Raw genomic sequence first — 21454 nt, forward strand, 5'->3', positions numbered from 1 at the left:
TAATTGGACGCCGTGCTTCCGACCATTCTCGACAAGGCGTTCAAGGGGGATTTGTAACGACATGGCTGACGACGAGAAGAATACGAATAGCGAGCCGCCGGTTCCTGAGCCTGTCGAGTCGCATCCGGCATGGTTCCGGCTGATCGATCAGTTGAAATGGTATGACCGCAAGAGCCAGAGCGCGCAGTGGTGGTACAAGCGCTTGAAGATCGCCCAGATGACATCCGCGGCGCTGATACCGGCAACAAGCCTGTTGCCTGCGGATTACGCCAAGTGGGCTGCATCTGCATTTGGCGTCTTGATCGCCGTCCTGGAAGCTGTCCAGCAAATGAATCAGTATTCGACTCTGTGGTTCAGCTACCGGGCGACAGCAGAGCGCCTCAAGCACGAAAAATACCTGTTCCTTTCCGCCGTCGGTCCCTACAAGGGCTTGGCTGAGTCTGAGCGGCTGGTCGCGCTGGCTGAAAGGGTCGAGGAGCACGTCTCGACCGAACACGCCAACTGGTTCAATGAAACGCGCCGCGCCGTCACGGCGCAGAAGCCGGAGGGCACGTGATGCCGGTCGTGCGTCCCGCAGAACTCACCATCGGAGCGCGGTCGTTGCCGTTGCCCGTGTACTTCCCATCCATTTCTTCGGTCAAGACGACGCTGCGCCCGCAAGATTATTTGCAGTTGCTGTCGTCGCTGAGCGGGCTGAACGGCCAGTTTCTTGTATCCGCCTTCGATCTGGCAGGCATCGATCAACCACAGTCGGCGCAACAGGCGCTGGATGCCGCGCGTCAAGCGGGCATTGTTACATTGATGGATTCCGGCAATTATGAAAGTTTCTGGAAGAACGCTAAGGCGGACTGGAAGCAAGCAGACTTCCACAAGATGCTGGCCGACTTCCCCTGCAATCTCGCCTTCGGCTTCGACGAGCAGCAGCCACCGGCCAGCGTCGACGATCATGTCGCCTTGGTCGCGGAACGCTGGCAAGCTGATCAAGCCGCAGCGGGTAGCTGCCAGATCAGCCCCATCATCCACGCCTCGGCCAATGAATTGCCTGTGCTGTGTGCAGCGGTCGCCGCCAAGACCGGCGTCACGATGCTGGCGGTTCCAGAACGCAGTCTGGGCAATGGCGTTCTTGAGCGTGCCCGCGCCGTGAAGGCGATTCGGGCGGCCTTGAACGAACTCGGGCGCTACGTCATTTTGCACCTGCTGGGAACTGGCAACCCCATCTCCATCGCCCTGTACTCGGCGGTCGGCGCTGACAGCTTCGATGGGCTGGAATGGTGCCAGACGGTGGTGGATCATGAGTCCGGCCTGCTTTACCACCTTTCGCAGGCTGACTTCTTTGCCGCTCAGACCGCATGGGGCGACGACGACAAGCTGTCGTTTCAAGCGCGCACGTTGGCCCACAACCTCGAATTCTTCTCCGATTGGATGCGAAGGCTGTGTGATGCGGTGAATCAGAATCGCCTGTCGGAATTCTGCCAATCCAATTTGCCTTCTCGCGCCTTTCGCCACGTCGCGGCCGTTACTGGTTGGGACCAGCCATGACTGTTGATATCATCAACCAAACCATTCGCGCGATGTGTCTCGAGGTCAAGGCGCAAGCATCGGCCACGCAAAACTGGCGGCTGATGGGGGAAGAAGAATTTCTGTACGAAACTGCAATCTGCATCTTCGGCAGCCAGATGGTGTTCGAAATGGCGGTAGCAACGGCGGATCGGCTGCGCGAGAGGGAGCTCCTCCAGCCTGAGCCGCATGGGCGAAGCGTTCAAGCTATTGAAAGAAAGCTTGTTGCGGCCTTGTCTGATCCGTTGCTCGTTCCCGCGTGTGATGGGACGCAGCGGTGGGTTCGACCACGCTTCAAGTACCGGTTGGCGTCCTTGCTTGCCAAGACCATCGTCGAAATTTATGGGCAATCCCGAACGATTCACGGCATCTTGTTCGACGCGCGGACCGCGAGGGAAGCTCGCGAAATCCTAATGCAGCACGTTTGGGGCTTCGGCCCCAAGCAGGCCAGTCTCTTTCTGCGCCGTGTGGGTTACTGCGCCGATCTTGCTGTGTTGGATGTTCATGTGTTGGACTATCTGCAACTGGCGCACGGCCTATCTCTGTCGCCCAGCAAGCTGGGCCGCCTCTCGCACTACGAGGAAATCGAGGATACTTTTCGGGAGATTGCGGGTGAATTCGGCCATTCGATAGGCTGCGTCGATTTAGCGACCTGGCTGACGATGCGCGTGGCCAAGAGGGAAGCTTTCCTATGAGTTTCGTGAACTTGGTTTCCGGCGGGCTTGATTCGACGCTCATCGGCGTGATGGCGCAGGAGGAAGGCCTTGAGCACTTCCCACTTTTCATCGATTACGGACAACGGGCGGCCCGCAAGGAGTGGGAAACCTGCAAGCTTGTCCACGACGCCTTGGGCCTTCCAACGCCGTCGCGCATGGACCTGTCGGGATTTGGGCGCGTCATTGCGTCTGGCCTGACCCGTGCCGAACTGGATATCAAGAACGATGCCTTCACGCCGGGACGAAACCTGATTTTTTTGCTGATGGGCAGCGCGTATGCCTATCAGCAAGGCGCGTCGTCGGTGGCCATTGGCCTGCTGGCAGAGGAATCCAGTCTGTTCCCTGACCAGAAGCCGGAGTTTGTAGCGCAGGCGGAAATCAGCATTTCCGCGGCAATGGGACGTCAGATCAAGGTAATCACACCGCTGATCGACTTCCACAAAGCTGACGTGGTCACGCTGGCGCAGACCAAAGGCATCACGGGAACCTACTCGTGCCACACCGGTAATTCAGAGCCATGCGGCCGGTGCATCGCCTGCTTGGAATTTCAATTCGATGAGGAGAAATGACATGGGTGGAAGCGCGGGCGGTGGCCTTTATAGTTCGGATATCAAGCGCCTTGAAGAACAGGCAAAGCAGAAGCTAACCGAGGCAAAAGGCGACATCAGTAGGCATGTTTTCATCAGTTTCAATCATGAAGATTTGGACGAGGTAAATCTGCTTCGTGGTCAAGCGAAGAATGAGAAGGTTGATTTGCAGTTCGACGACCATTCTGTCAAGGAGCCCTTCGACAGCACTAACGCCGACTACATCAAGCGGCAAATCCGCGAAAAGATCGATCGCTGCTCGGTGACAATGGTCTATCTCTCCGACAAAACGGCCTCCAGCAAATGGGTGAACTGGGAGATCGAGGAAAGCATCAAGCGCGGCAAAGGTGTCATCGGCGTTTACAAGGGAGACAAGGCCCCGACCAGCGTTCCCCCGGCGTTCAGGCAGAACGGCTGCAAGTCCGTGAAGTGGGAACACGCCGCGCTGATGAAGGCCATTGAGGACGCGAGCAGGAAGAGATGACTGGGACTTTTCTCACTCGCGGTGTGAGTAACCTGCCCGGCACCTGCGGCGTGACCGCTTGGCTCCCTGAGCGCTGAAGCATGGCTCAGGCACTCACGGAATCTGCCTCCGCCTGCTGATAGTGTTGCTCACATTGGCGGACATCGCCAGCGATGTTGTCCACAGCCGAATAGGCTGTTGGCCTTTTTGTTGGCTGCGGGATTTCCCACACCGACATTTTGTATTAAATACCATGTAGTTATACGACGTTTGTGATGACGCCCCTGGCACCACTCCCGCCTACGAAATTTCCCGCTGGACTACGATAAATCAACGAGTTGGCGGCCCGCTCCGGAGGAGCCGCCGCCTTTCTTTGGGACAGCGAGATTCCCGGATTTGGCCGCGGAGGCTGCGACCAGCCGTGCTGTGTCAGATCGTTATATGAAATTTGCGGTGACGCCCCTGGCGCTGTTATTTACCTGAAATACCGAGGTGAGCAATCTCGTTGCGCGAAGGGCGCGGTGGGAGCCATAGGCGACGACGCGACGCCGTCGTCTTCTCTGCGAGGGGAAACTTTTTTCCGGAGAAGTCTCAATGGCTTTCGTCGGGTGGGCCGGGGATCGGCAGAATCTCTATGCCGTCTTCTAGCAGCGCCTTGGCTTCTTCGAAGCTCGCGCGTCCGCGGATGGCGCGCATTTCGGCCTCGCCGTCCTGAATGCGTCGGGCTTCTTCCGGGAGGCGGTCGCCGACGTCTTCCGTCGAGGCGGCGATCTTTTGGCGTAGCTCCCGAATCATCGTCCGCAGCGCCGCATGGCGCTCGTCGTGCAAAGCCGGGACGCCGGTTCCCTCCTCGCGCGCGCGGGCGGAGCGGCGCGCTACATGCGGCGCCATGATCGCCTTGGCGACTTTGGTCGAATGGCAGAACGGGCAGCTCACCGCGCCTTGCGCAGCCTGCCGGTCATAGGCTTCGCTGTCACGAAACCAGCTTTCGAATTCATGGCCTTCCGAGCAGATCAGCCGGTAGAGGATCACGACGTCGGTTCGCCCGCGGCGAGCAGCGGATCGAGCTCGCCGGCGCCGTCCAGAGCGTAGAGATCGTCGCAGCCGCCGATCGGCCGGCCGTCGATGAAAATCTGCGGCACGGTGGTCCGCCCCTCGGCCAGCCGGCTCATCTCGGCGCGCTTTTGCGGGTCGCCGTCGACGGAAATCTCTTCATAAGCGGCGCCTTTGACGTCGAGCAGCTGCTTGGCGGCGCGGCAATAGGGGCAGGTTCTCGTGGTATAGATGACGATCTGCGGCATGACGGTTCCGTGACCTCTCGCGCCCTTATAAGCGTTTCCGGCGCATTCTTACAACGGAAGGCCTTCGCTTTCAGCTCTGGCCGACGACGCGGGCGTAGACCAGCACGTCGACGCGCGTCGCGCGACCCCGCAGCAAGACGCGGGCCGCCGCATTCACAGTCGCGCCCGAGGTCAGCACATCATCGATCAGCACGATATTGCGGCCTTCGATCAGGGGCTTTTGCTCCTCGCGCAGGCGGAAGGCGCCCTGCATGTTCGCGGCCCGCTGGTTGCGCGTCAGCCCCACTTGCGGCGGGGTCGGCTTCACGCGCTCGAGCGCCAGCGCCTCGACCGGAACGGCGCTCTCCCGCGCGATCACATGGGCGAGCGCGGCGGATTGATTGAAGCGCCGCGACAGCAGCCGCATTCGGTGGAGTGGGACGGGGACCAGCAGATCGGCGTCCGCCAGAAGCTCTGCGCCGGCGCGCGTCATCCAGCGGCCGAGCGGCTCGGCGAGTTCCAGCCGGTCGTAATATTTCAGCCTATGGGCGAGGCTGCGGGCGCGGTCGCTGTCATAGCGCACGACCGCGCGCGCCCGCGCAAAGACCGGCGAATCGGCGGCCGCCTCCAGCGAGATCATGCCCGGGCCGAAATCGCGCTCGAAGGGCGTGCCCAGGCGCTCGCAATAGGGCTGCTCTATGAAGCCCATCTCGCCCCAGCAGCGCGGGCAGAGCGCGCCATGGCTCGCCACCGCGCGGCGGCAGACGAGGCAGACGGGCGGATAGACGATGTCGAGAAGGCGCGCGCCGGCCGCGCGGAGCAGGGCGGCCGGCGTGCGTCTCATGCGTCGAGCGCTTGCTCTTCGTGCAGGCCGGTCGGCAGCCCGTCTATGCTGCGCTGGTTCTTCTCGCGGCGATAGGCGTCGAGCGCGTCCTCGCCCTTGGCTACGGCCCAGCGGTCGAGCCCGTCGCGCTCGCCGGCATAGTCATAGCGAGGGACGGCGAAGCCGCACGAGGTCTGCACCGATTCGACGTCGAGCAGGATCATCTGCCGTGCGCCCGGCGGCTCCGCTCCGTCGAAAGACGAGCGCAGCAGATGTGCATAAGCTTCGCCGCCGCGCGTGAGCGCCTGTCCACGGCCATAGAGCCGCAGGATCAGCGGCGCGCCGTCGAGGGCGCAGAACATGAAGGTGAGACGTCCGTCGGCGCGCAGATGCGCGGCCGTCTCATTGCCGCTGCCGGTACGGTCGATATAGACGGCGGTCCGCTCGTCGATAAGGCGCAGCATGTCGGCGCTCTTGGGCGAGACATTCACGCGCGCGCCGGCCGCGGCGGAGGCGACGAAGAACAGCTTCTGCTTCTCGATGAAGTCGCGATGCTGCGCCTCGATCGATGCGAAGAATTTGCTCATGACGCGCGATTCCGGTGCTTGCCCCGCGTCAGCCTAGCAGGCCGGCGTTTTTGGGGGCAAGCGGATTATCGCGCAGCGCGGCGGCGTCGGGCGCATCCGTCGCGGGAATTCCCGCGACGGCGGCGTAGAGCTTCTCGATGAAAGACGGATCGATATCCTTGACGATGAAGACGAGCCGCGTGCGCCGATCGGCGTCCGGCCAGGAGGCGAGGCGATGCGGCGGATGGAACACATGCTGCACGCCATGCACGGCCACGGGCCGCTCGCGATCATCGGTGAGGCCTATGATTCCCTTCACGCGCAAGAGATGCGGACCATGCGCTTGTCGCAAGATCTCGACGAACATGTCGAAAGCCTGCGGGCTGAGCGGCGCGTCGCTGGCGACGCAGAAGGCGCGAATATGCGCGTCGTGGCGATTCACGTCCTGATGCGCGTGGCCGTGGTGGTGGTCATGATCGTGATGATGGTGATGCGCCTCATGCGCCGCCGCGACCGCCTCGTCGTTCAGCCATTTGGCGACCTGCGGAATCTTGCCGGAAGCGTCATAGAGCCCGCAATCGAGCAGCGCGGCGGGGTTCGCCTCTCCTGTCGCGGCGATGAGCCGGCGCGCAGCCGGATTGAGCCGCGCCAGGCGAGTGTCGAGCGCGTCGAGCCGGGCGGCGCCCTCGGGGAGGTCGGTCTTGGTGATGACCAGGCGATCGGCGACGGCGGCCTGCTTCACCGCCTCCTCATGCGCGTCCAGCGTCGCGGCGCCATTCACGGCGTCGACCAGCGTGACCACGCCGTCCAGCCGATAGCGCAGCGCGAGATAGGGATGCGACATGATGGTGTGGAGAATGGGCGCCGGATCGGCGAGCCCGGTCGTCTCCAGCATAACGCGGCGGAAAGGGCGAATGCGTCCATTGTCGAGCTTGCGCAGCGCATCCTCGAGCGCGGCGACGAGATCGCCGCGGATCGAGCAGCAGATGCAGCCGGAACTCATGACGATCATGTCGCCTTCGACATTCTCGACCAGCAGATGATCTATGCCGACCTCGCCGAACTCATTGATGAGCACGAGTGTGTCGGTCAGATCCGGCGAGGCGAGCAGGCGATTGAGCAGCGAGGTTTTGCCGGCGCCGAGAAAGCCGGTGAGGATGGTCAGCGGAATGGGCGGCGGCGGACGACGCGGCTCTGTCATTGTCATTGCGGCTTATTGCTCATTGTCTCGGCGCTGCGGCGCGTGGTCGCCGATCGCGTGCTTGTCATTCTTGGCGGAGGCGTTTTTGGCGGGTTTCGCCGCGGGCGTCTTCGCCGGGGCCTTCGCCGAAGCCTTGGCGGCTTCCGGCGGCTTGGCGGCGGCGACAGTCTTGCCCTGCTTCGGCTTGGCAGCCTTGGCCGGCTTCTCCGTCTTTTCGGGCGCAGGCGTAGAGCCCGCTTCCTGCGGCGGCTTCTTGGCCTTGGCGGTTTTTTCCTTGGCCGGCGCATGGGCGGCTTTGGCCGCCGGCTTGCGGCTGTGGCGCATGGAGAGAGCGTCCGGCGCCGGGCGGCTTATGGGCGAGGCGGCGGCGGCCGGCGGCTCATGCGCATAGGCGGTGACGGTCGAGGGCGAGCCGACCGGCGAGCCGGGATCGCGCACGCCGGCGACGGGGCCCTCATAGCCGGGCGCGCGGCCGAGATACACGGGCGTCGGCTCGAAGCGCGCTCGGGGCAGGGCGGCGATGGTCTTTACATTGACCTGATCGGTCGCGCCGTTCTCGCGTGGAATGGCGACGGTCATATCCTCGACCTCCGCCATATATTCCGCATTGGCCTTGCCGCGATGGCGGCAGACGCTGTCGCGCATGTCCGGCGCCTGGCCGACGCCGAAGGTCGGCAGGGATGTCACCGAACCCGAGGGCGAGCCGGTCATGAAGGCGCGGTCCAGCAGCGAGGCGGCCTTGGCCGTGCGCGCCGCGGCGCTCGGCGCGCCCAGCACCACGGTGATGAGCTTCTGCCCGCCATGGGTGGCGCTGGCCACCAGATTATAGCCGGCGGGGCAGGTGAAGCCGGTCTTCATCCCATCCGCGCCCGGATAGCGGCCGAGCAGGCCATTGTGGGTCGGATGGATCTGCCGGCCGAGCTGCATCGCGCCAATGTTGAAAAAGCCCGCGGATTCGGGAAATTCCGTCAGCAGCGCGCGGCCGAGAATGGCGAGATCGCGCGCCGACGTCACCTGCCGTTCGTCGGGCAGGCCGTTGGGATTGGCCCAATAGGATTCTCGCATCCCGAGCTTGGCCGAGGCGCGGTTCATCTCCTCGGCGAACGCCTCCACCGAGCCGGAGACGCCCTCCGCTATAGTGACCGCTATGTCATTGGCCGATTTGACCATCAGCATGACCAGCGCATTGCGCAGCGTCACTTCCGAGCCGACCGGAAAGCCCATTTTGGACGGCGCCATGGAGAGCGCGCGGGGCGAGACGATCATCGGCGTATCATATTGAATGCGCCCGGAGCGCACCGCGTCGAGCGCCACATAGACGGTCATCAGCTTGGTCAGCGAGGCGGGATACCAGCTTTGCGTCGCCTGCTCCTGCGCCAGAACCTGACCGCTGGAGACGTCGATGACGACAGAAGGGGCCGCCGTCGCCGAAGACGCCGCGACGAGGGCGGCGGCGACGGAGAGGGTCCGTAGGGTCGGTTTCGCGCTCATGTTCATCCGATCGGCCTCGGCCACGGCCATTTGTGGCCCAGCGTTCGATTCGAGACATAGTCTCGATCCAAGGACGGCCCGAATATGGGCCGAATGTGGCGTAAACGCGCTCTGCGCCGTTTCGGGACGCCGAAAAGCGCCGTTATGGACAACGGTTAGTACGCCCGGACGATCAAATTTCGTTCCAACTTCCGGTCGGAGAGGCTTTCGTTCGAGGTTTCGTCGTCCGCCGAGATGCCGATCGAAGCGGTCAATGGAATTTGAAAGTCTGCTCGAGGTCGCGACAGCCGCTGTCCATGTCGTCGGGCGGCGGCGGCAGCTTCAGCGAGGTGATCATGCCGGCCGCGACCAGCGTTCGGGCGTTATTGTCGGAGTTCGCGAAAGTGGCCCTGGTGACATGGCCTCTGAAATCGACATGGAATTTGACGGTGACTATCCCGCGTCCCAGATCGAGCTTCGGCGCGCGTTCGCGGAGCTGCCGTGTGACGGTCTGTATCCAGGCCTTGTTCTCGGGGATCGCCATGCAGGCGGCCAGCGTCGGCCGCTCCGAGGGACCGAAAAGAAATTGCGCGAAGGCCGACTGCGAAGCGGCGACGAGAACGAAGACGATCACTGCTCGAACCATGATGCGAGGCCTCCTGTCCGCCGCGCTCAATGATAATAGAAGCTCTGCGAGAAGCAGTGGCGCTTGCCTCCGGCGGCCGCATGGGCCGAGGCGGGCGGCGGCGACAATTTGAGCGACGATATCGTGCTCAAGGCGAGGAGCGCCCGCTCGTTGTCGACGGCTTTCACGACATTCATATCAGCCACGCGGCCGGCCGAGTCGACGCAGAAATGGACGACCACAGTCCCGCGCCCGAGCCAGAGGCCCGAGCTATGGTCCCGAATCTGCCGGGCGATCGAGCGCTTCCATTGGTCATATTCCGCCGAGGCGGCGTCCTGCGCTGGGTCTCCGGTTCCGCCGAGCGCGTCGAAGATCGATTGGGCCGCCGCCGGCTGGGCGAGCATGAGCAGAAAGGCCAAAAAAACCGCCGCCGCTTTCATAGTATCTGTCCTCGAACGAAAGATAACGCTGGAAAATGCGCCGCCCGCGCGTCGAAGCCTCATGAATATCGGAACGCGTCGCGCCGTCAATATCATGTGGACGCGTCGCGGCTCGCTTTCCCGTCTAGCGTTTCGGCCTTTCCGTTCGGCGCCGAGAGCGCCGTGCGGCGGGGCGACGCGATCGAGCGCGGCGAAAAGGACATAGGCCCAATTGGACGTGTAGCTGATGACCGCGAAAGCTGAGAGCAGACGCCAGACACTGCTCCAGCTCGCGTCGTCGCTCGGGCTCCTGGGGGACGACCATGTGGCGTGCGAAGCATTCACGCGGAAGCTTTATAGTCCGACCAAAATCATGATCGGCAAGGCGCATCGATTCCAGAACAAAAATAGGACCAATCGACATGACTTACGAGGAATTCAACATATTTTGTCGGTCGCTTCCCGCTACGACACATGTGGTCCAGTGGGGTGGATCGCAGGTCTGGAAAGTCGGCGAGAAAGTCTTCGCGATCGGCGGGTGGCAGGATGACGAGCCGAGCTTCACTTTCAAGGTGAGCGACATTGCATATGAAGTGCTCGCGGAGCAGCCGGGCTTGCGGCCGGCGCCGTATCTCGCCTCGCGTGGCTTGAAATGGATCCAGCATTTTGCGAGGCCCGGACTATCGGACGACGAACTCCGGGACTACATTCGTCAGTCCCACGACATCGTTTCGCAAGGCCTCTCGAAGAAGAAACGCATCGCGCTCGGGCTCGATAGCGGCGGCTCTACGCCCGCGCTCAATAAGCGCGAGCGATCAAAATCTCCTCCACCGCAGGCCGGCCGGTGAAGACGCAAACGCCCTTCGGCGCGCTCTGCTGGAGCGGAATATTGCGCAGCGTCAGCTTCAGCGCCTTCAGCCGCGTCTCCACCTCCTCGAGCTCGGGGCCGGTCGGCCGCGCCCAGGGCGCGCGCACCCAGCCTTTGAAGGCCGCGGCCTCGTCGTCCTCCGCCGCCTTGCCGAAATAATCGGCGATCTCGGCGAAGCTCGTCAGATCGGAGCGAATATTCGCCTCGAGGCGCGCCTTGGCCTCGGCGAACAGCGCCGCCTGGATTTCCGCGAGCAGGGCAGGGACCGCGCTCACGAATTCCTCGCGGGGCGTCGCCGACGAGACGATCTTGTCGCCGTCGCGCAGCCGATCGCGGCGGATCAGCGTCACAACGTCATTGGCGGCGTCGCGCGGGCCGATCTCGAGAATGATCGGCGCGCCGCGGCGCACCCAATCCCAGCGCTTATTGGCGGCGCGCGCCGGCTTCTTGTCGACGATCGTGCGCAAAGGCGCGCCCAGCGCGTAGAGCCCGTCCAGCTCGGCTTTCAGCCGGTCGCAGAAGGCCAGAACCTCGGCGTCCTCGGGCTTCTCGCGCAGCATGGGCACGATCACCACTTGGCGCGGGGCGATGGCGGGCGGCAGGCGCAGCCCGTCATCGTCGCCATGGGTCATGATGACGCCGCCGATGAGTCGCGTCGAGACGCCCCAGCTCGTCGTATGGCAATACTCTAGCTCGCCGCTCGCGCTCTGGAAGCGGATATTCTGCGCATGGGCGAAATTGGTTCCGAGATAATGCGACGTGCCGGCCTGCAGCGCCTTGCCGTCCTGCATCATGGCTTCGATGGAATAAGTGTTCACGGCGCCGGGGAAGCGCTCATTCTCCGGCTTCTCGCCGGCGATCACCGGAACGGCGAGCACATCCTCGACGATCTGCCGATAGACCTCGAGCATTTTGCGCGTCTCTTCCCGTGCGTCGGCCTCGTCGGCATGGGCGGTGTGGCCCTCCTGCCAGAGGAATTCGCTGGTGCGCAAAAAGAGCCGCGTGCGCATCTCCCAGCGCACGACATTGGCCCATTGATTGATGAGCACGGGCAGGTCGCGATGCGAGGAGACCCAGCGGCGGAAGGCGTCGCCGATGATCGTCTCCGAGGTTGGCCGCACGATCAGCGGCTCCTCGAGCTTGGAGTCGGGATCGACGACGAGCTTGCCGTCGACGGCCTTCAGCCGGTGATGGGTGACGACCGCCATCTCCTTGGCGAAGCCTTCGACATGGCTCGCCTCCTGAGCGATGAAGCTCATGGGGATGAACAGCGGAAAATAGCAATTGTCGTGGCCGGTCTCTTTGATGCGCCGGTCGAGCGCGCCCTGGATCAGCTCCCAGACGCCATAGCCCCAGGGCTTGACGATCATGCAGCCGCGCACGGGGCTCGTCTCGGCCATATCGGCCTCGGCGACGACGGCCTGATACCATTGCGCGAAATTCTCTTCTCTCGTGACCGACAGAGCGCGTTTCATCTTTGCCTTCGGGATGTGATTCTAGGGGCTCTGAGCGGAGAGATAGCCCAAGCCCGCCGTCATGGCGAGCGGAGCGACGACCTCCTCCATTCGTGCGAGGCATTCGCCGAGCTGGGCCATTATGTATATAATTCCCGCCAGCGTCCCATAAGGTCCCGCGAGGGCGCGAGAGGGAGCGCGAGCGCAACTTGATCGACAAGCTGGAATTCTTCATCACCGTCGCCAAAGAGCGCAGCTTTTCCCGCGCCGCCGAGCTGTGCGGCGTCACGCAGCCGACGCTCTCGGCCGGGATCAAGCAGCTCGAGGACAGTCTCGGCGTCCTGCTCGTCAATCGCTCCTCGCGCTTCCATAGCCTCACCGCCGAGGGCGAGCGCGTGCTGGAGTGGGCCAAACGCATCGTCGCCGACGCGCGGGCGATGCGCCAGGAGGTCCGCACGCTGAAGGAGGGGCTCGGCGGCCAGCTCAAGATCGCCGCCATTCCCACGGCGCTGACCATGGTGCCGGCGCTGACGACGCCCTTCCGCGAAAAGCACCCCAATGTGCGCTTCACCATTCTGACCAGCTCTTCGACCGAGATCTTGTCCATGCTGGACAATCTCGAGATCGACGCCGGCCTCACCTATCTCGACAACGAGCCCTTGGGCCGCGTGCGCACAGTGCCGCTGTTCTCCGAGCGCTACCGGCTGCTGACCGCCGCCGACAATCCGCTCGGCAATCGCGACAAGGTGAGCTGGGCCGAGGTCGGCCTCATCCCGCTCTGCCTGCTGACGCCCGACATGCAGAATCGCCGCATCGTCGAGCGGCTGATTCGCGACGCCGGCGGCGAGCCCGAGCCCGCGCTCGAATCGAATTCGGTCATCGTGCTCTTCGCCCATGTGAAGACTGGACGCTGGGCGACCATCCTACCCGAAAAGCTGGTCGACTCGCTGCGCGTCACCGCCCCTTTGCGCTCTATTCCCATCGTCGAGCCCGAGGCGGTCCATGAGATCGGTTTGGTCGTCCCGCACCGCGAGCCGACCATTCCGCAGGTCGCAGCGCTGGTCGCCGAGGCGAAGAAGCTCGCGCGGAATCCGATAGTTGGCGATCTATAGGATTCGCCTATCGTGTAACTGTTCCAGATTATTGATCCCGCCGGCTTTTTGCGGCACTGTTGGGGCAATTACCTAAAATGGGCGGCTGTCGCTCACAAAGGTCCGCTCTTCAAGAACGGGCCGGCTCGATAAGAACGGGGAAGAAATGTCTGGCGCTGTTCCGTGGAACGAGGCGCGGGCGCAGGAGATCATCGACGCCCATCTCGGGCTCGAGGGTCCTGCCCTGCCTATCTTGCATGCTATCCAGGAAGAATTCGGCTATGTGCCCGAGGCCGTCGTGCCGCAATTGGCGCAGTCGCTGAACATCTCCCGGGCCGAGATGCATGGCGTCGTCACTTTCTATCACGACTTCCGCCACGCGCCGGCCGGCCGCCATGTGCTGAAGCTGTGCCGCGCGGAGTCCTGTCAGTCCATGGGATCGGAGAAGATCGCCAAGGACTTCCTCGAGCGTATCAAGCTCGAATGGGGCGGGACCGCCAATGACGGCTCGCTGACGGTCGAGGCGGTCTATTGCCTCGGCCTTTGCGCTCACAGCCCCGGCGCTCTCTACGACGGCGAGCCGATCGGCCGCGTCGATGCGGAGATTCTGGACGAGCTGGCGTCGGAGGCGCAAAAATCATGACCAAGATTTATGTGCCCCGCGACATGGCCGCGCTCGCGGTGGGCGCCAAGCGCGTCCTCGCCGCCATTGAAAAAGAGGCCGCCGCGCGCGGCGAGACCATTCAGATCATTCGCAACGGCTCGCGCGGCCTGCTCTGGCTCGAGCCTCTGGTCGAGGTCGAGACGCCGGAAGGCCGCATCGGCTACGGCAATGTGAAGCCCTCGGACGTTCCGTCGCTGTTCGACGCCGGCTTTCTGAAGGGCGGCGCGCATCCGCTCTCCATCGGCAAGGTCGAGGAGCATCCCTATTGGGCCAAGCAGACGCGCGTGACCTTCGAGCGCGTCGGAATTATCGACCCCGTGAATCTCGATGATTACGTCGCCCATGGCGGCGGGCAGGGGCTCGCCAAGGCCTTCGAGATCGGCCCGGCCAAGGTCATAGAGGAAGTGACGAAGTCCGGCCTGCGCGGCCGCGGCGGCGCGGGCTTCCCGGCCGGCTTCAAATGGAAGACGGTCGCCGACGCTCCGGCCGACCGCCGCTACGTCGTCACCAACGCCGACGAGGGCGACTCGGGCACTTTCGCCGATCGCATGGTGATGGAGGGCGATCCCTTCGTCCTCATCGAAGGCATGACGATCTGCGGCTACGCCATCGGCGCGAGCAAGGGCTTCATCTATCTGCGGGCGGAATATCCGCAATGCGCCGAGGTGCTCACCGAGGCGCTGGAGGCGGCGCGCAAGGCCGGCTGGCTCGGCGAGAATGTGCGCGGCTCCGGCTTCGCCTTCGACATAGAGCTGCGCATCGGCGCCGGCGCCTATGTCTGCGGTGAGGAGACCTCTCTGCTGGAGAGCCTCGAGGGCCATCGCGGCATTGTGCGCGCCAAGCCGCCGCTGCCGGCGCATGTCGGCTTCATGGGTCGCCCCACGGTCGTCAACAATGTCCTGACGCTCGCCACCGCCCCCGCGATCCTCGCCAAGGGCGGCGAATATTACGCTTCCCTCGGCGTCGGCCGCTCGCGCGGCACCATGCCGCTGCAGATCGCCGGCAATGTGAAGTTCGGCGGCCTCTATGAGACGCCCTTCGGCCTGACTTTGGGCGAGATCGTCAACGACATCGGCGGCGGCACTCTGACCGGCCGTCCGGTGCGCGCCGTGCAATGCGGCGGCCCGCTCGGCGCCTATGTGCCCCCGTCGCTGTTCGACACGCCTTTCGACTATGAGGCGTTCCAGAAGCACGACAGCCTGATCGGCCATGGCGGCCTCGTCGTTTTCGACGACACCGTGGACATGGCGCAAATGGCGCGCTTCGGCATGGAGTTCTGCGCCATAGAGAGCTGCGGCAAATGCACGCCCTGCCGCATCGGCTCCACCCGCGGCGTCGAGACGATCGACAAGATCGTCGAAGGCGTCGATGTGGAGGCGAATATCGAGCTGCTGTCCGACCTCTGCAACACGATGAAGTTCGGCTCCCTCTGCGCGCTCGGAGGCTTCGCCCCATATCCGGTCGAGAGCGCCCTTCGTCATTATCCAGAAGATTTCCGCAAAGCGACGCTTCCCGCCGCCGCCGAGTGAGGAGCAAAGCCATGAGCCTCGTCAAAGAAATCGATTACGGCACGCCCGCGTCGAAGTCCGAGAAAGAAGTCACTCTGACGATCGACGGCGTATCGGTCACCGTGCCGGAAGGCACGTCCATCATGCGCGCCGCCATGGAGCTGGGGACGGAAATCCCCAAGCTCTGCGCCACCGACAGCCTGAAGGCCTTCGGCTCCTGCCGTCTCTGCGTCGTCGAGATCGATGGCCGCTATGGCACGCCGGCCTCCTGCACCACGCCGGTGCTGCCGGGCATGAGCGTGCACACGCAGACGCCGCGCCTCAAGGCGATCCGCCGCGGCGTGATGGAGCTCTATATCTCCGACCATCCGCTCGACTGTCTGACTTGCGCCGCCAATGGCGATTGCGAGCTGCAGACGATGGCGGGCGCCGTGGGCCTGCGCGACGTGCGCTATGGCTATGACGGCTCCAACCATGTGTTCGCCCGCAGCCGCGTCGACGGCAAGGCGAATTTCGATTGGATGCCGAAGGACGAATCCAATCCCTATTTCACCTATGATCCGTCGAAATGCATCGTCTGCAATCGTTGCGTTCGCGCCTGCGAGGAGACTCAAGGCACTTTCGCGCTGACGATCGACGGCCGCGGCTTCGACAGCCGCGTCTCGCCCGGCATGGCCGAGGCGTTCATGGATTCCGAATGCGTCTCCTGCGGCGCCTGCGTGCAGGCCTGCCCGACCGCGACCTTGACCGAGAAATCGGTGATCGCCGTCGGCCAGCCGGAGCATTCGGAAGTCACCACCTGCGCCTATTGCGGCGTCGGCTGCACCTTCAAGGCGGAAATGCGCGGCGAGGAGATCGTCCGCATGGTTCCCTGGAAGGACGGCAAGGCCAATCACGGCCATAGCTGCATCAAGGGCCGCTTCGCTTATGGCTATGCGCTGCACAAGGAGCGCGTCACCTCGCCGATGATCCGCGACAAGGCGACCGATCCCTGGCGCGTCGTGTCCTGGGACGAGGCCATCGCCTTCGCGGCGGATCGTTTCAAGTCGATCATCGAGAAGCATGGCAAGCGTTCTGTCGGCGTGATCACCTCCTCGCGTTGCACCAATGAGGAGACCTATCTCGTCCAGAAGCTGACCCGCGCCGGCTTCGGCAACAACAACACCGACACTTGCGCGCGCGTCTGCCATTCGCCGACGGGCTATGGCCTCAATCAGGCTTTCGGCACCTCGGCGGGCACGCAGGACTTCGACTCGGTCGACGATTCCGACGTCATTCTGGTGATCGGCGCCAATCCGACCGACGCGCATCCTGTGTTCGGCTCGCGCATGAAGAAGCGCCTGCGCGATGGCGCCAAGCTCATCGTCGTCGATCCGCGCCGCATCGATCTGGTGCGCTCGCCCCACATCTCGGCCGATCATCATCTGGCGCTGAAGCCCGGCACCAATGTCGCGGTCGTCACCGCTCTGGCGCATGTGATCGTCAAGGAAGGCCTCGTCAATGAAGCCTTCGTGCGCGAGCGTTGCGATTGGGACGAGTTCCAGGATTGGGCGGCTTTCGTCTCCGACGATCGCAACAGCCCGGAAGAGGTCGAGAAGCTCTCGGGCGTCCCGGCGGAAGAGATTCGCGCCGCGGCGCGCCTCTACGCCACCGGCGGCCGCGCGGCCATCTATTATGGCCTCGGCGTCACCGAGCACAGCCAGGGCTCGACCACCGTCATGGCCATCGCCAATCTTGCAATGGCGACCGGCAATCTCGGCCGCCGCGGCGTCGGCGTGAACCCGCTGCGTGGACAGAACAATGTGCAGGGCTCCTGCGACATGGGCTCTTTCCCGCATGAGCTGCCCGGCTATCGCCACGTCTCCAACGACGATGTGCGTCACAGCTTCGAGCAGGCCTGGGGCGTCGAACTCGACAATGAGCCGGGCTTGCGCATTCCCAATATGTTCGACGCGGCGATCGCCGGCGAGTTCATGGGCCTCTATTGCCAGGGCGAGGACATTCTGCAGTCCGACCCGGACACCAAGCATGTCTCGGCGGCTCTGTCGGCGATGGAATGCGTCATCGTGCAGGATCTCTTCCTGAACGAGACCGCGCATTACGCCCATGTCTTCCTGCCGGGCGCGAGCTTCCTCGAGAAGGACGGCACTTTCACCAACGCCGAGCGCCGCATCCAGCGCATCCGCAAGGTGATGAGCCCGAAGAACGGCTATGGCGATTGGGAGATCACCCAAATGCTCGCCAAGGCCTTCGGCCTCGACTGGAACTATTCGCATCCGAGCGAGATCATGGATGAGATCGCGCGGCTGACGCCGACCTTCAAGAATGTCTCCTATGAGAAGCTCGAGAAGGACGGCTCGGTTCAGTGGCCATGCAATGACGCCGCGCCGGAAGGCATGCCGATCATGCACATCAGCGGCTTCACGCGCGGCAAGGGCAAGTTCGTCATCACCGAATATGTTCCCACCGACGAGAAGACCGGGCCGCGCTTCCCGCTGCTGCTGACGACGGGCCGCATCCTGTCTCAGTACAATGTCGGCGCGCAGACCCGCCGCACCGAGAACAGCCGTTGGCACGAGGAGGACGTGCTCGAGATCCATCCGCATGACGCCGAGCTGCGCGGCGTGCGCGATGGGGATTGGGTGCGCATCGCGAGCCGCGCCGGCGAGATCACGCTGCACGCCAAGGTCACGGATCGCGTGGCGCCGGGCGTCGTCTACACCACCTTCCATCACCCGCTCTCGCAGGCGAATGTCGTGACCACCGATAATTCGGATTGGGCCACCAATTGCCCCGAATATAAGGTGACGGCGGTGCAGATCTCGCCCTCCAACGGTCCGACCGAGTGGCAGGAGCAATATCGCGAGCTTTCCGAGAACGCCCGTCGCATCGCGACGGCCGCGGAGTAGAGCAGAGCGGTATCGATGGGCGCGCCCCTTCTCCCGCAAGCGGGAGAAGGGGCGCGCGCTGGAGATAGATCTGGATGAACGAGGACCTCCCCGCGGCCAGCATTCGCGTTCCGTGCATCGTGCGGCGCAATGATGCTCTGTCGGACAGCTCCCGCATCATCCCGGAAGAGACCCCCATCGCCTTCACCTATGGCGGCTCCACGCACGCGGTGATGATGGCGACGCCGGCCGATCTCGAGGATTTCTCGATCGGCTTCGCGCTCACCGAAGGCCTCATCGATTCGATCGACGAGGCCGGCAATTTCGAGATCGTCGCCTCCGAGGCCGGCATAGAGCTGCGCAGCTGGCTCGCCGGCGGACGGCAGGAAGTTTATGCCGCGCGCAAGCGCTCCATGGCCGGGCCGACCGGCTGCGGCCTCTGCGGCATCGAAAGCCTCGAGCAGGCGAGCCGGCCGCTGCCGGTTCTCGCCAATGCGCTGCGCGTCTCGTCGACGGCGCTCGTCGCCGCCATGGATCGTCTGCCGGGCGCGCAAATGCTCAATCGCGAGACGCGCGCCGTCCACGCCGCCGCTTTCTGGGCGCCGGAGTCGGATGCGCTGATCGTCCGCGAGGATGTCGGCCGCCACAATGCGCTGGACAAGCTCGCCGGCGCGCTGGCGCGTCAGCGGCTTCCAGCAGCGCAGGGCGTCGTGCTGATGACGAGCCGCATTTCCGTCGAGCTCGTTCAAAAGGCCGCCCGCATCGGCGCGCCTATTATCGCCGCAGTCTCCGCGCCGACGGCTCTGGCCGTGCGCACGGCGGAGAAATGTGGCATGACCTTGGTGGCGGTCGTGCGCGGCCGCGACTTCGAAATCTTCACCCACCCCGAACGCATTCTGGAACAGGTCTCTACCCATGTCGCATAATTCGGCTGACCGGCTCGTCAAAATGGCCAATCAGATCGGCAAATTCTTCGCTGCGCAGAGGCATTCCGACGCGGTGGCCGGCACGGCCGAGCATTTGAAGAAATTCTGGGACCCGCGTATGCGCGCCGGCATCATCGATCATGTCGCCCATGGCGGCGCGGGCCTCGACGAGGTGCCGCTGCAGGCGGTGCAGAAGCTCGCTACGAAATAGCGCCGAGCGGCAGCCTTGTCGCGTCTGCTCGGCGACAAGCGCCTCGATTCAGGCGCCGACATCTTCCGTTGTTCCGCGCCAGGCGACGGCCTCGAGCTGCTGCATGTTTGTCTGACAGCGCCGAACGATCAGCCGAACGAGATAGAGCCCGAATTGCGGGTTCTGGAAATAGAGCTGCTCGAATTCTTCGTAAGTGATCGATAGCAGCCGACAATCGTCGCGGGCGCGCGCGGTGGCCGTGCGCAGGCCTTGCGTCGTGAATAGCGCCATTTCCCCGAACAATGTTCCCGGGGGTAGGACGATCCCCATCTCCGAGAGCTCGATCTCGCCTTCGATCAGCATATAGGCGCGGTCGGCCTCCTCGCCTTTGCGAAACAAAAGCGCGCCGGCCTTCACGCTGCATGGATGCATGAACGGCTTCAGCCATTCGACCTTCAGCTCGCCATCCGCCGCGCGCTTCACGCTCGCCACCAGCTTGCGCATCTCGCGCAGCCGCGTGAGGTCGAGCGGAAACAGAATGAGGTGGCGCACCAGCACGGCCATATTGCCGCTCGCCGCGCCGACGATGACGCCGAGGAAATTCGCGATCATGGATGCGATCCGCAGGCGGATCATCGTCTTCGAATAGGCGGAAGCCACAGCCGCCACCGACTGCGTCCACGAGGCCGCGATCACCAGATACAGAATATGATCGCTCACGTAAGTCTCCAGGCGGGCGGAGCTCTCGCGGAGCGGCTCGACGCCTCTTCAGCGTCACAGATAGCTTATTTCTCGCGTTGACGTCTGCAGCTTCGGCGCGACAGGCTCAGCGCGCGAGCCGCTGCAGCACGTCCTTGGTGGCGAAGCCGTCCGCCGGCTGCAGACCTTCGCTCAGCTGAAAGGCATGCACGGCGTTGCGGCTGGTGCGGCCGAGCTTGCCGTCGATGGCGCCGCGATAGAAGCCGCGCGCGGCGAGCAGGCGTTGCAGTTCCTTGCAGTCGGCGGTGGAGAGGGCCGCGATCTTCTTCGGCCAGGGGGCGACGGGCGCGCGCCGCCCGGCGATTCGGTCGGCGAGCAGGCCGATCGACAGCGCATAGGCGTCGGATGTGTTGTATTTGCGAATCACCTCGAAATTATCGGTGATGAGAAAGGCCGGCCCCGCCGCGCCGGCCGGCAGATAGAGGCTCGCCGGGCCGCTCGCCGGCAGCGCTTCGCCATTCGCCGCGGCGAGGCCGAGCGCGCGCCATTGCGCGAAGTCGAGATCGAAGTCGGCATAGTCGAAATTTTTGGGCAGGATGACCTCGAGGCCCCAAGGCAGGCGCGGGTCCCAGCCGGAGAATTTCAGAAAATTGGCGATGGAGGCCAGCGAATCGAGCCGGTTCGTCCAAATGTCGGGCGCGGCGCCGCCCGCATAGCTCGTCGCATATTTCAGATAGGCGCTGGGCAGAAATTGCGGCTGTCCCATGGCGCCGGCCCAAGAGCCGCGCAGCCGCGTGCGGGTGACGTCGCCCCGCTGCAGCATGACGAGCGCCGCGACGAATTCGTCCGCGAAGATCGCGCCCCTATGGCCGGCGAAGGCCAGCGTCGCCAGCACGCGCAGCGTGTCGGCGCCGCCGGTCGCGGAACCGAAATTGCTTTCGACCCCGAGTATGGCGAGAGCGATCTCGGAAGGAACGCCGCTGCGCTCCTCGATCGTCGCCAGCGGCGCGGAGAGCTCGCCCGAGAGCGCGCGTCCCTGTTGGACACGCGCCGCGCTCACGGCGCCGGCGACATAGGAGGGGATGGAAATGGTGAACTCGGCTTGAGCCTGTGGGCGCCGCAGCAATCCAGGCTCCACGGTCAGGCCCGCGACCGCGGAATCGAAAGTCTCGCGCGAGACCCCTGCGTCCTGCGCCGCTGGCCATAATCGCTGCAGGAAATGCGCGAGATCTGAATCGCCGGCGCTTTCCTGCGCGGCGGCGAAGGAACTGAAAATAGCCGTCAGGACAAAGAGTAGGAAAACGGCGGGCAATGTTCTGAACACGTCGCGGCGACTGGCGCGAGCGTGGCCGAAAGTTTGTTGCAGAATTGCCCACGAGCTTGGCCATTCTTTGGAATCTTTACACTTTTGGCCATTTTGTTTGACACTTCGCTGCGCTGCGTTTTCAATCGGCATGTC

23 protein-coding genes are annotated in these 21454 nt (G+C 63.8%); 12 read left to right on the forward strand and 11 right to left on the reverse strand.

Annotated features, from left to right (window positions below):
• Window positions 1-61: 61 nt before the first annotated feature.
• The 5 genes from KP010_RS02135 to KP010_RS02155 are packed head-to-tail and all read left to right on the forward strand — an operon-like array spanning window position 62 to window position 3344.
• A complete protein-coding gene (locus KP010_RS02135) occupies window positions 62-556 on the forward strand; it encodes a DUF4231 domain-containing protein (protein WP_216280357.1) in 495 nt (164 codons plus the stop codon).
• Window positions 556-1539: a hypothetical protein gene (locus tag KP010_RS02140; RefSeq protein WP_216280358.1), complete on the forward strand. Its 984-nt coding sequence runs from the start codon at window positions 556-558 to the stop codon at window positions 1537-1539. The genes KP010_RS02135 and KP010_RS02140 overlap by 1 nt, the downstream gene beginning before the upstream one ends.
• Window positions 1536-2252 carry a hypothetical protein gene (locus KP010_RS02145; RefSeq protein WP_216280359.1) on the forward strand — a complete coding sequence of 239 codons (717 nt, stop codon included), beginning with the start codon at window positions 1536-1538 and terminating at the stop codon, window positions 2250-2252. Before KP010_RS02140 ends, KP010_RS02145 begins: the two co-directional genes overlap by 4 nt.
• Complete coding sequence (locus tag KP010_RS02150; protein ID WP_216280360.1) at window positions 2249-2842, forward strand: 7-cyano-7-deazaguanine synthase; 594 nt, start codon at window positions 2249-2251, stop codon at window positions 2840-2842. Before KP010_RS02145 ends, KP010_RS02150 begins: the two co-directional genes overlap by 4 nt.
• Window position 2843: 1 nt before the next feature.
• Entirely contained in the window at window positions 2844-3344 is a 501-nt protein-coding gene (locus KP010_RS02155; RefSeq protein WP_216280361.1) for a TIR domain-containing protein, read from the forward strand.
• A 570-nt stretch (window positions 3345-3914) separates the two neighbouring features.
• On the opposite strand, the gene KP010_RS02160 is transcribed toward KP010_RS02155, so the two are convergent.
• The 8 genes from KP010_RS02160 to KP010_RS02195 form a co-directional block, all read right to left on the reverse strand.
• The gene (locus KP010_RS02160) at window positions 3915-4355 is read right to left on the reverse strand and encodes a DUF1178 family protein (RefSeq protein ID WP_142862115.1); all 441 of its coding nucleotides are present in this window, start codon (window positions 4353-4355) and stop codon (window positions 3915-3917) included.
• Entirely contained in the window at window positions 4352-4624 is a 273-nt protein-coding gene (gene grxC, locus KP010_RS02165; protein WP_108918609.1) for a glutaredoxin 3, read from the reverse strand. The genes KP010_RS02160 and grxC overlap by 4 nt, the downstream gene beginning before the upstream one ends.
• Window positions 4625-4694: 70 nt before the next feature.
• Window positions 4695-5447: a ComF family protein gene (locus KP010_RS02170; protein ID WP_142862114.1), complete on the reverse strand. Its 753-nt coding sequence runs from the start codon at window positions 5445-5447 to the stop codon at window positions 4695-4697.
• Window positions 5444-6013, reverse strand: a complete 570-nt coding sequence (locus KP010_RS02175; protein WP_142862113.1) for a pyridoxamine 5'-phosphate oxidase family protein — start codon at window positions 6011-6013, stop codon at window positions 5444-5446. Before KP010_RS02175 ends, KP010_RS02170 begins: the two co-directional genes overlap by 4 nt.
• A gap of 28 nt (window positions 6014-6041) precedes the next feature.
• A complete protein-coding gene (locus KP010_RS02180; protein ID WP_142862112.1) occupies window positions 6042-7199 on the reverse strand; it encodes a GTP-binding protein in 1158 nt (385 codons plus the stop codon).
• Between the two features lie 6 nt (window positions 7200-7205).
• Window positions 7206-8684 carry a D-alanyl-D-alanine carboxypeptidase family protein gene (locus tag KP010_RS02185; protein WP_142862111.1) on the reverse strand — a complete coding sequence of 493 codons (1479 nt, stop codon included), beginning with the start codon at window positions 8682-8684 and terminating at the stop codon, window positions 7206-7208.
• A 250-nt stretch (window positions 8685-8934) separates the two neighbouring features.
• Window positions 8935-9309, reverse strand: coding sequence for a hypothetical protein (locus tag KP010_RS02190; RefSeq protein ID WP_142862110.1), 375 nt, complete (start codon window positions 9307-9309; stop codon window positions 8935-8937).
• A 26-nt stretch (window positions 9310-9335) separates the two neighbouring features.
• Window positions 9336-9728: an energy transducer TonB gene (locus KP010_RS02195; RefSeq protein WP_166143880.1), complete on the reverse strand. Its 393-nt coding sequence runs from the start codon at window positions 9726-9728 to the stop codon at window positions 9336-9338.
• A 401-nt stretch (window positions 9729-10129) separates the two neighbouring features.
• Here KP010_RS02195 and KP010_RS02200 point away from each other — a divergent pair, with 401 nt between their 5' ends.
• On the forward strand, window positions 10130-10555 hold the full coding sequence (locus tag KP010_RS02200; protein ID WP_142862108.1) for an MmcQ/YjbR family DNA-binding protein: 426 nt from the start codon (window positions 10130-10132) through the stop codon (window positions 10553-10555).
• Here the strand turns inward: KP010_RS02200 and proS are convergent.
• The gene (gene proS, locus KP010_RS02205; RefSeq protein ID WP_142862107.1) at window positions 10506-12050 is read right to left on the reverse strand and encodes a proline--tRNA ligase; all 1545 of its coding nucleotides are present in this window, start codon (window positions 12048-12050) and stop codon (window positions 10506-10508) included. The two genes, KP010_RS02200 and proS, sit on opposite strands and share 50 nt — an antisense overlap.
• 188 nt (window positions 12051-12238) lie before the next feature.
• On the opposite strand from proS, the gene KP010_RS02210 reads away from it, so the two are divergent.
• The 6 genes from KP010_RS02210 to KP010_RS02235 all read left to right on the forward strand — a co-directional run bounded on the left by KP010_RS02210 (window position 12239) and on the right by KP010_RS02235 (window position 19317).
• A complete protein-coding gene (locus tag KP010_RS02210) occupies window positions 12239-13141 on the forward strand; it encodes a LysR family transcriptional regulator (RefSeq protein WP_142862106.1) in 903 nt (300 codons plus the stop codon).
• Window positions 13142-13286: 145 nt separating this feature from the next.
• Entirely contained in the window at window positions 13287-13763 is a 477-nt protein-coding gene (locus KP010_RS02215; RefSeq protein ID WP_142862105.1) for a formate dehydrogenase subunit gamma, read from the forward strand.
• Window positions 13760-15313: an NADH-quinone oxidoreductase subunit NuoF gene (locus tag KP010_RS02220; protein ID WP_142862104.1), complete on the forward strand. Its 1554-nt coding sequence runs from the start codon at window positions 13760-13762 to the stop codon at window positions 15311-15313. The genes KP010_RS02215 and KP010_RS02220 overlap by 4 nt, the downstream gene beginning before the upstream one ends.
• Before the next feature lie 11 nt (window positions 15314-15324).
• The gene (gene fdhF, locus KP010_RS02225; RefSeq protein WP_108917631.1) at window positions 15325-18201 is read left to right on the forward strand and encodes a formate dehydrogenase subunit alpha; all 2877 of its coding nucleotides are present in this window, start codon (window positions 15325-15327) and stop codon (window positions 18199-18201) included.
• A 74-nt stretch (window positions 18202-18275) separates the two neighbouring features.
• A complete protein-coding gene (gene fdhD, locus KP010_RS02230) occupies window positions 18276-19106 on the forward strand; it encodes a formate dehydrogenase accessory sulfurtransferase FdhD (RefSeq protein WP_142863996.1) in 831 nt (276 codons plus the stop codon).
• A complete protein-coding gene (locus KP010_RS02235; protein WP_108917633.1) occupies window positions 19096-19317 on the forward strand; it encodes a formate dehydrogenase subunit delta in 222 nt (73 codons plus the stop codon). The genes fdhD and KP010_RS02235 overlap by 11 nt, the downstream gene beginning before the upstream one ends.
• Before the next feature lie 48 nt (window positions 19318-19365).
• Here the strand turns inward: KP010_RS02235 and KP010_RS02240 are convergent, their stop codons facing one another.
• A complete protein-coding gene (locus KP010_RS02240) occupies window positions 19366-20016 on the reverse strand; it encodes a Crp/Fnr family transcriptional regulator (protein ID WP_108917634.1) in 651 nt (216 codons plus the stop codon).
• Window positions 20017-20122: 106 nt separating this feature from the next.
• A complete protein-coding gene (locus KP010_RS02245) occupies window positions 20123-21307 on the reverse strand; it encodes a lytic murein transglycosylase (protein WP_343219806.1) in 1185 nt (394 codons plus the stop codon).
• Window positions 21308-21454: the final 147 nt, after the last annotated feature.

Source organism: Methylosinus sp. KRF6 (genome assembly GCF_018887255.1).
GTDB lineage: Bacteria > Pseudomonadota > Alphaproteobacteria > Rhizobiales > Beijerinckiaceae > Methylosinus > Methylosinus sporium.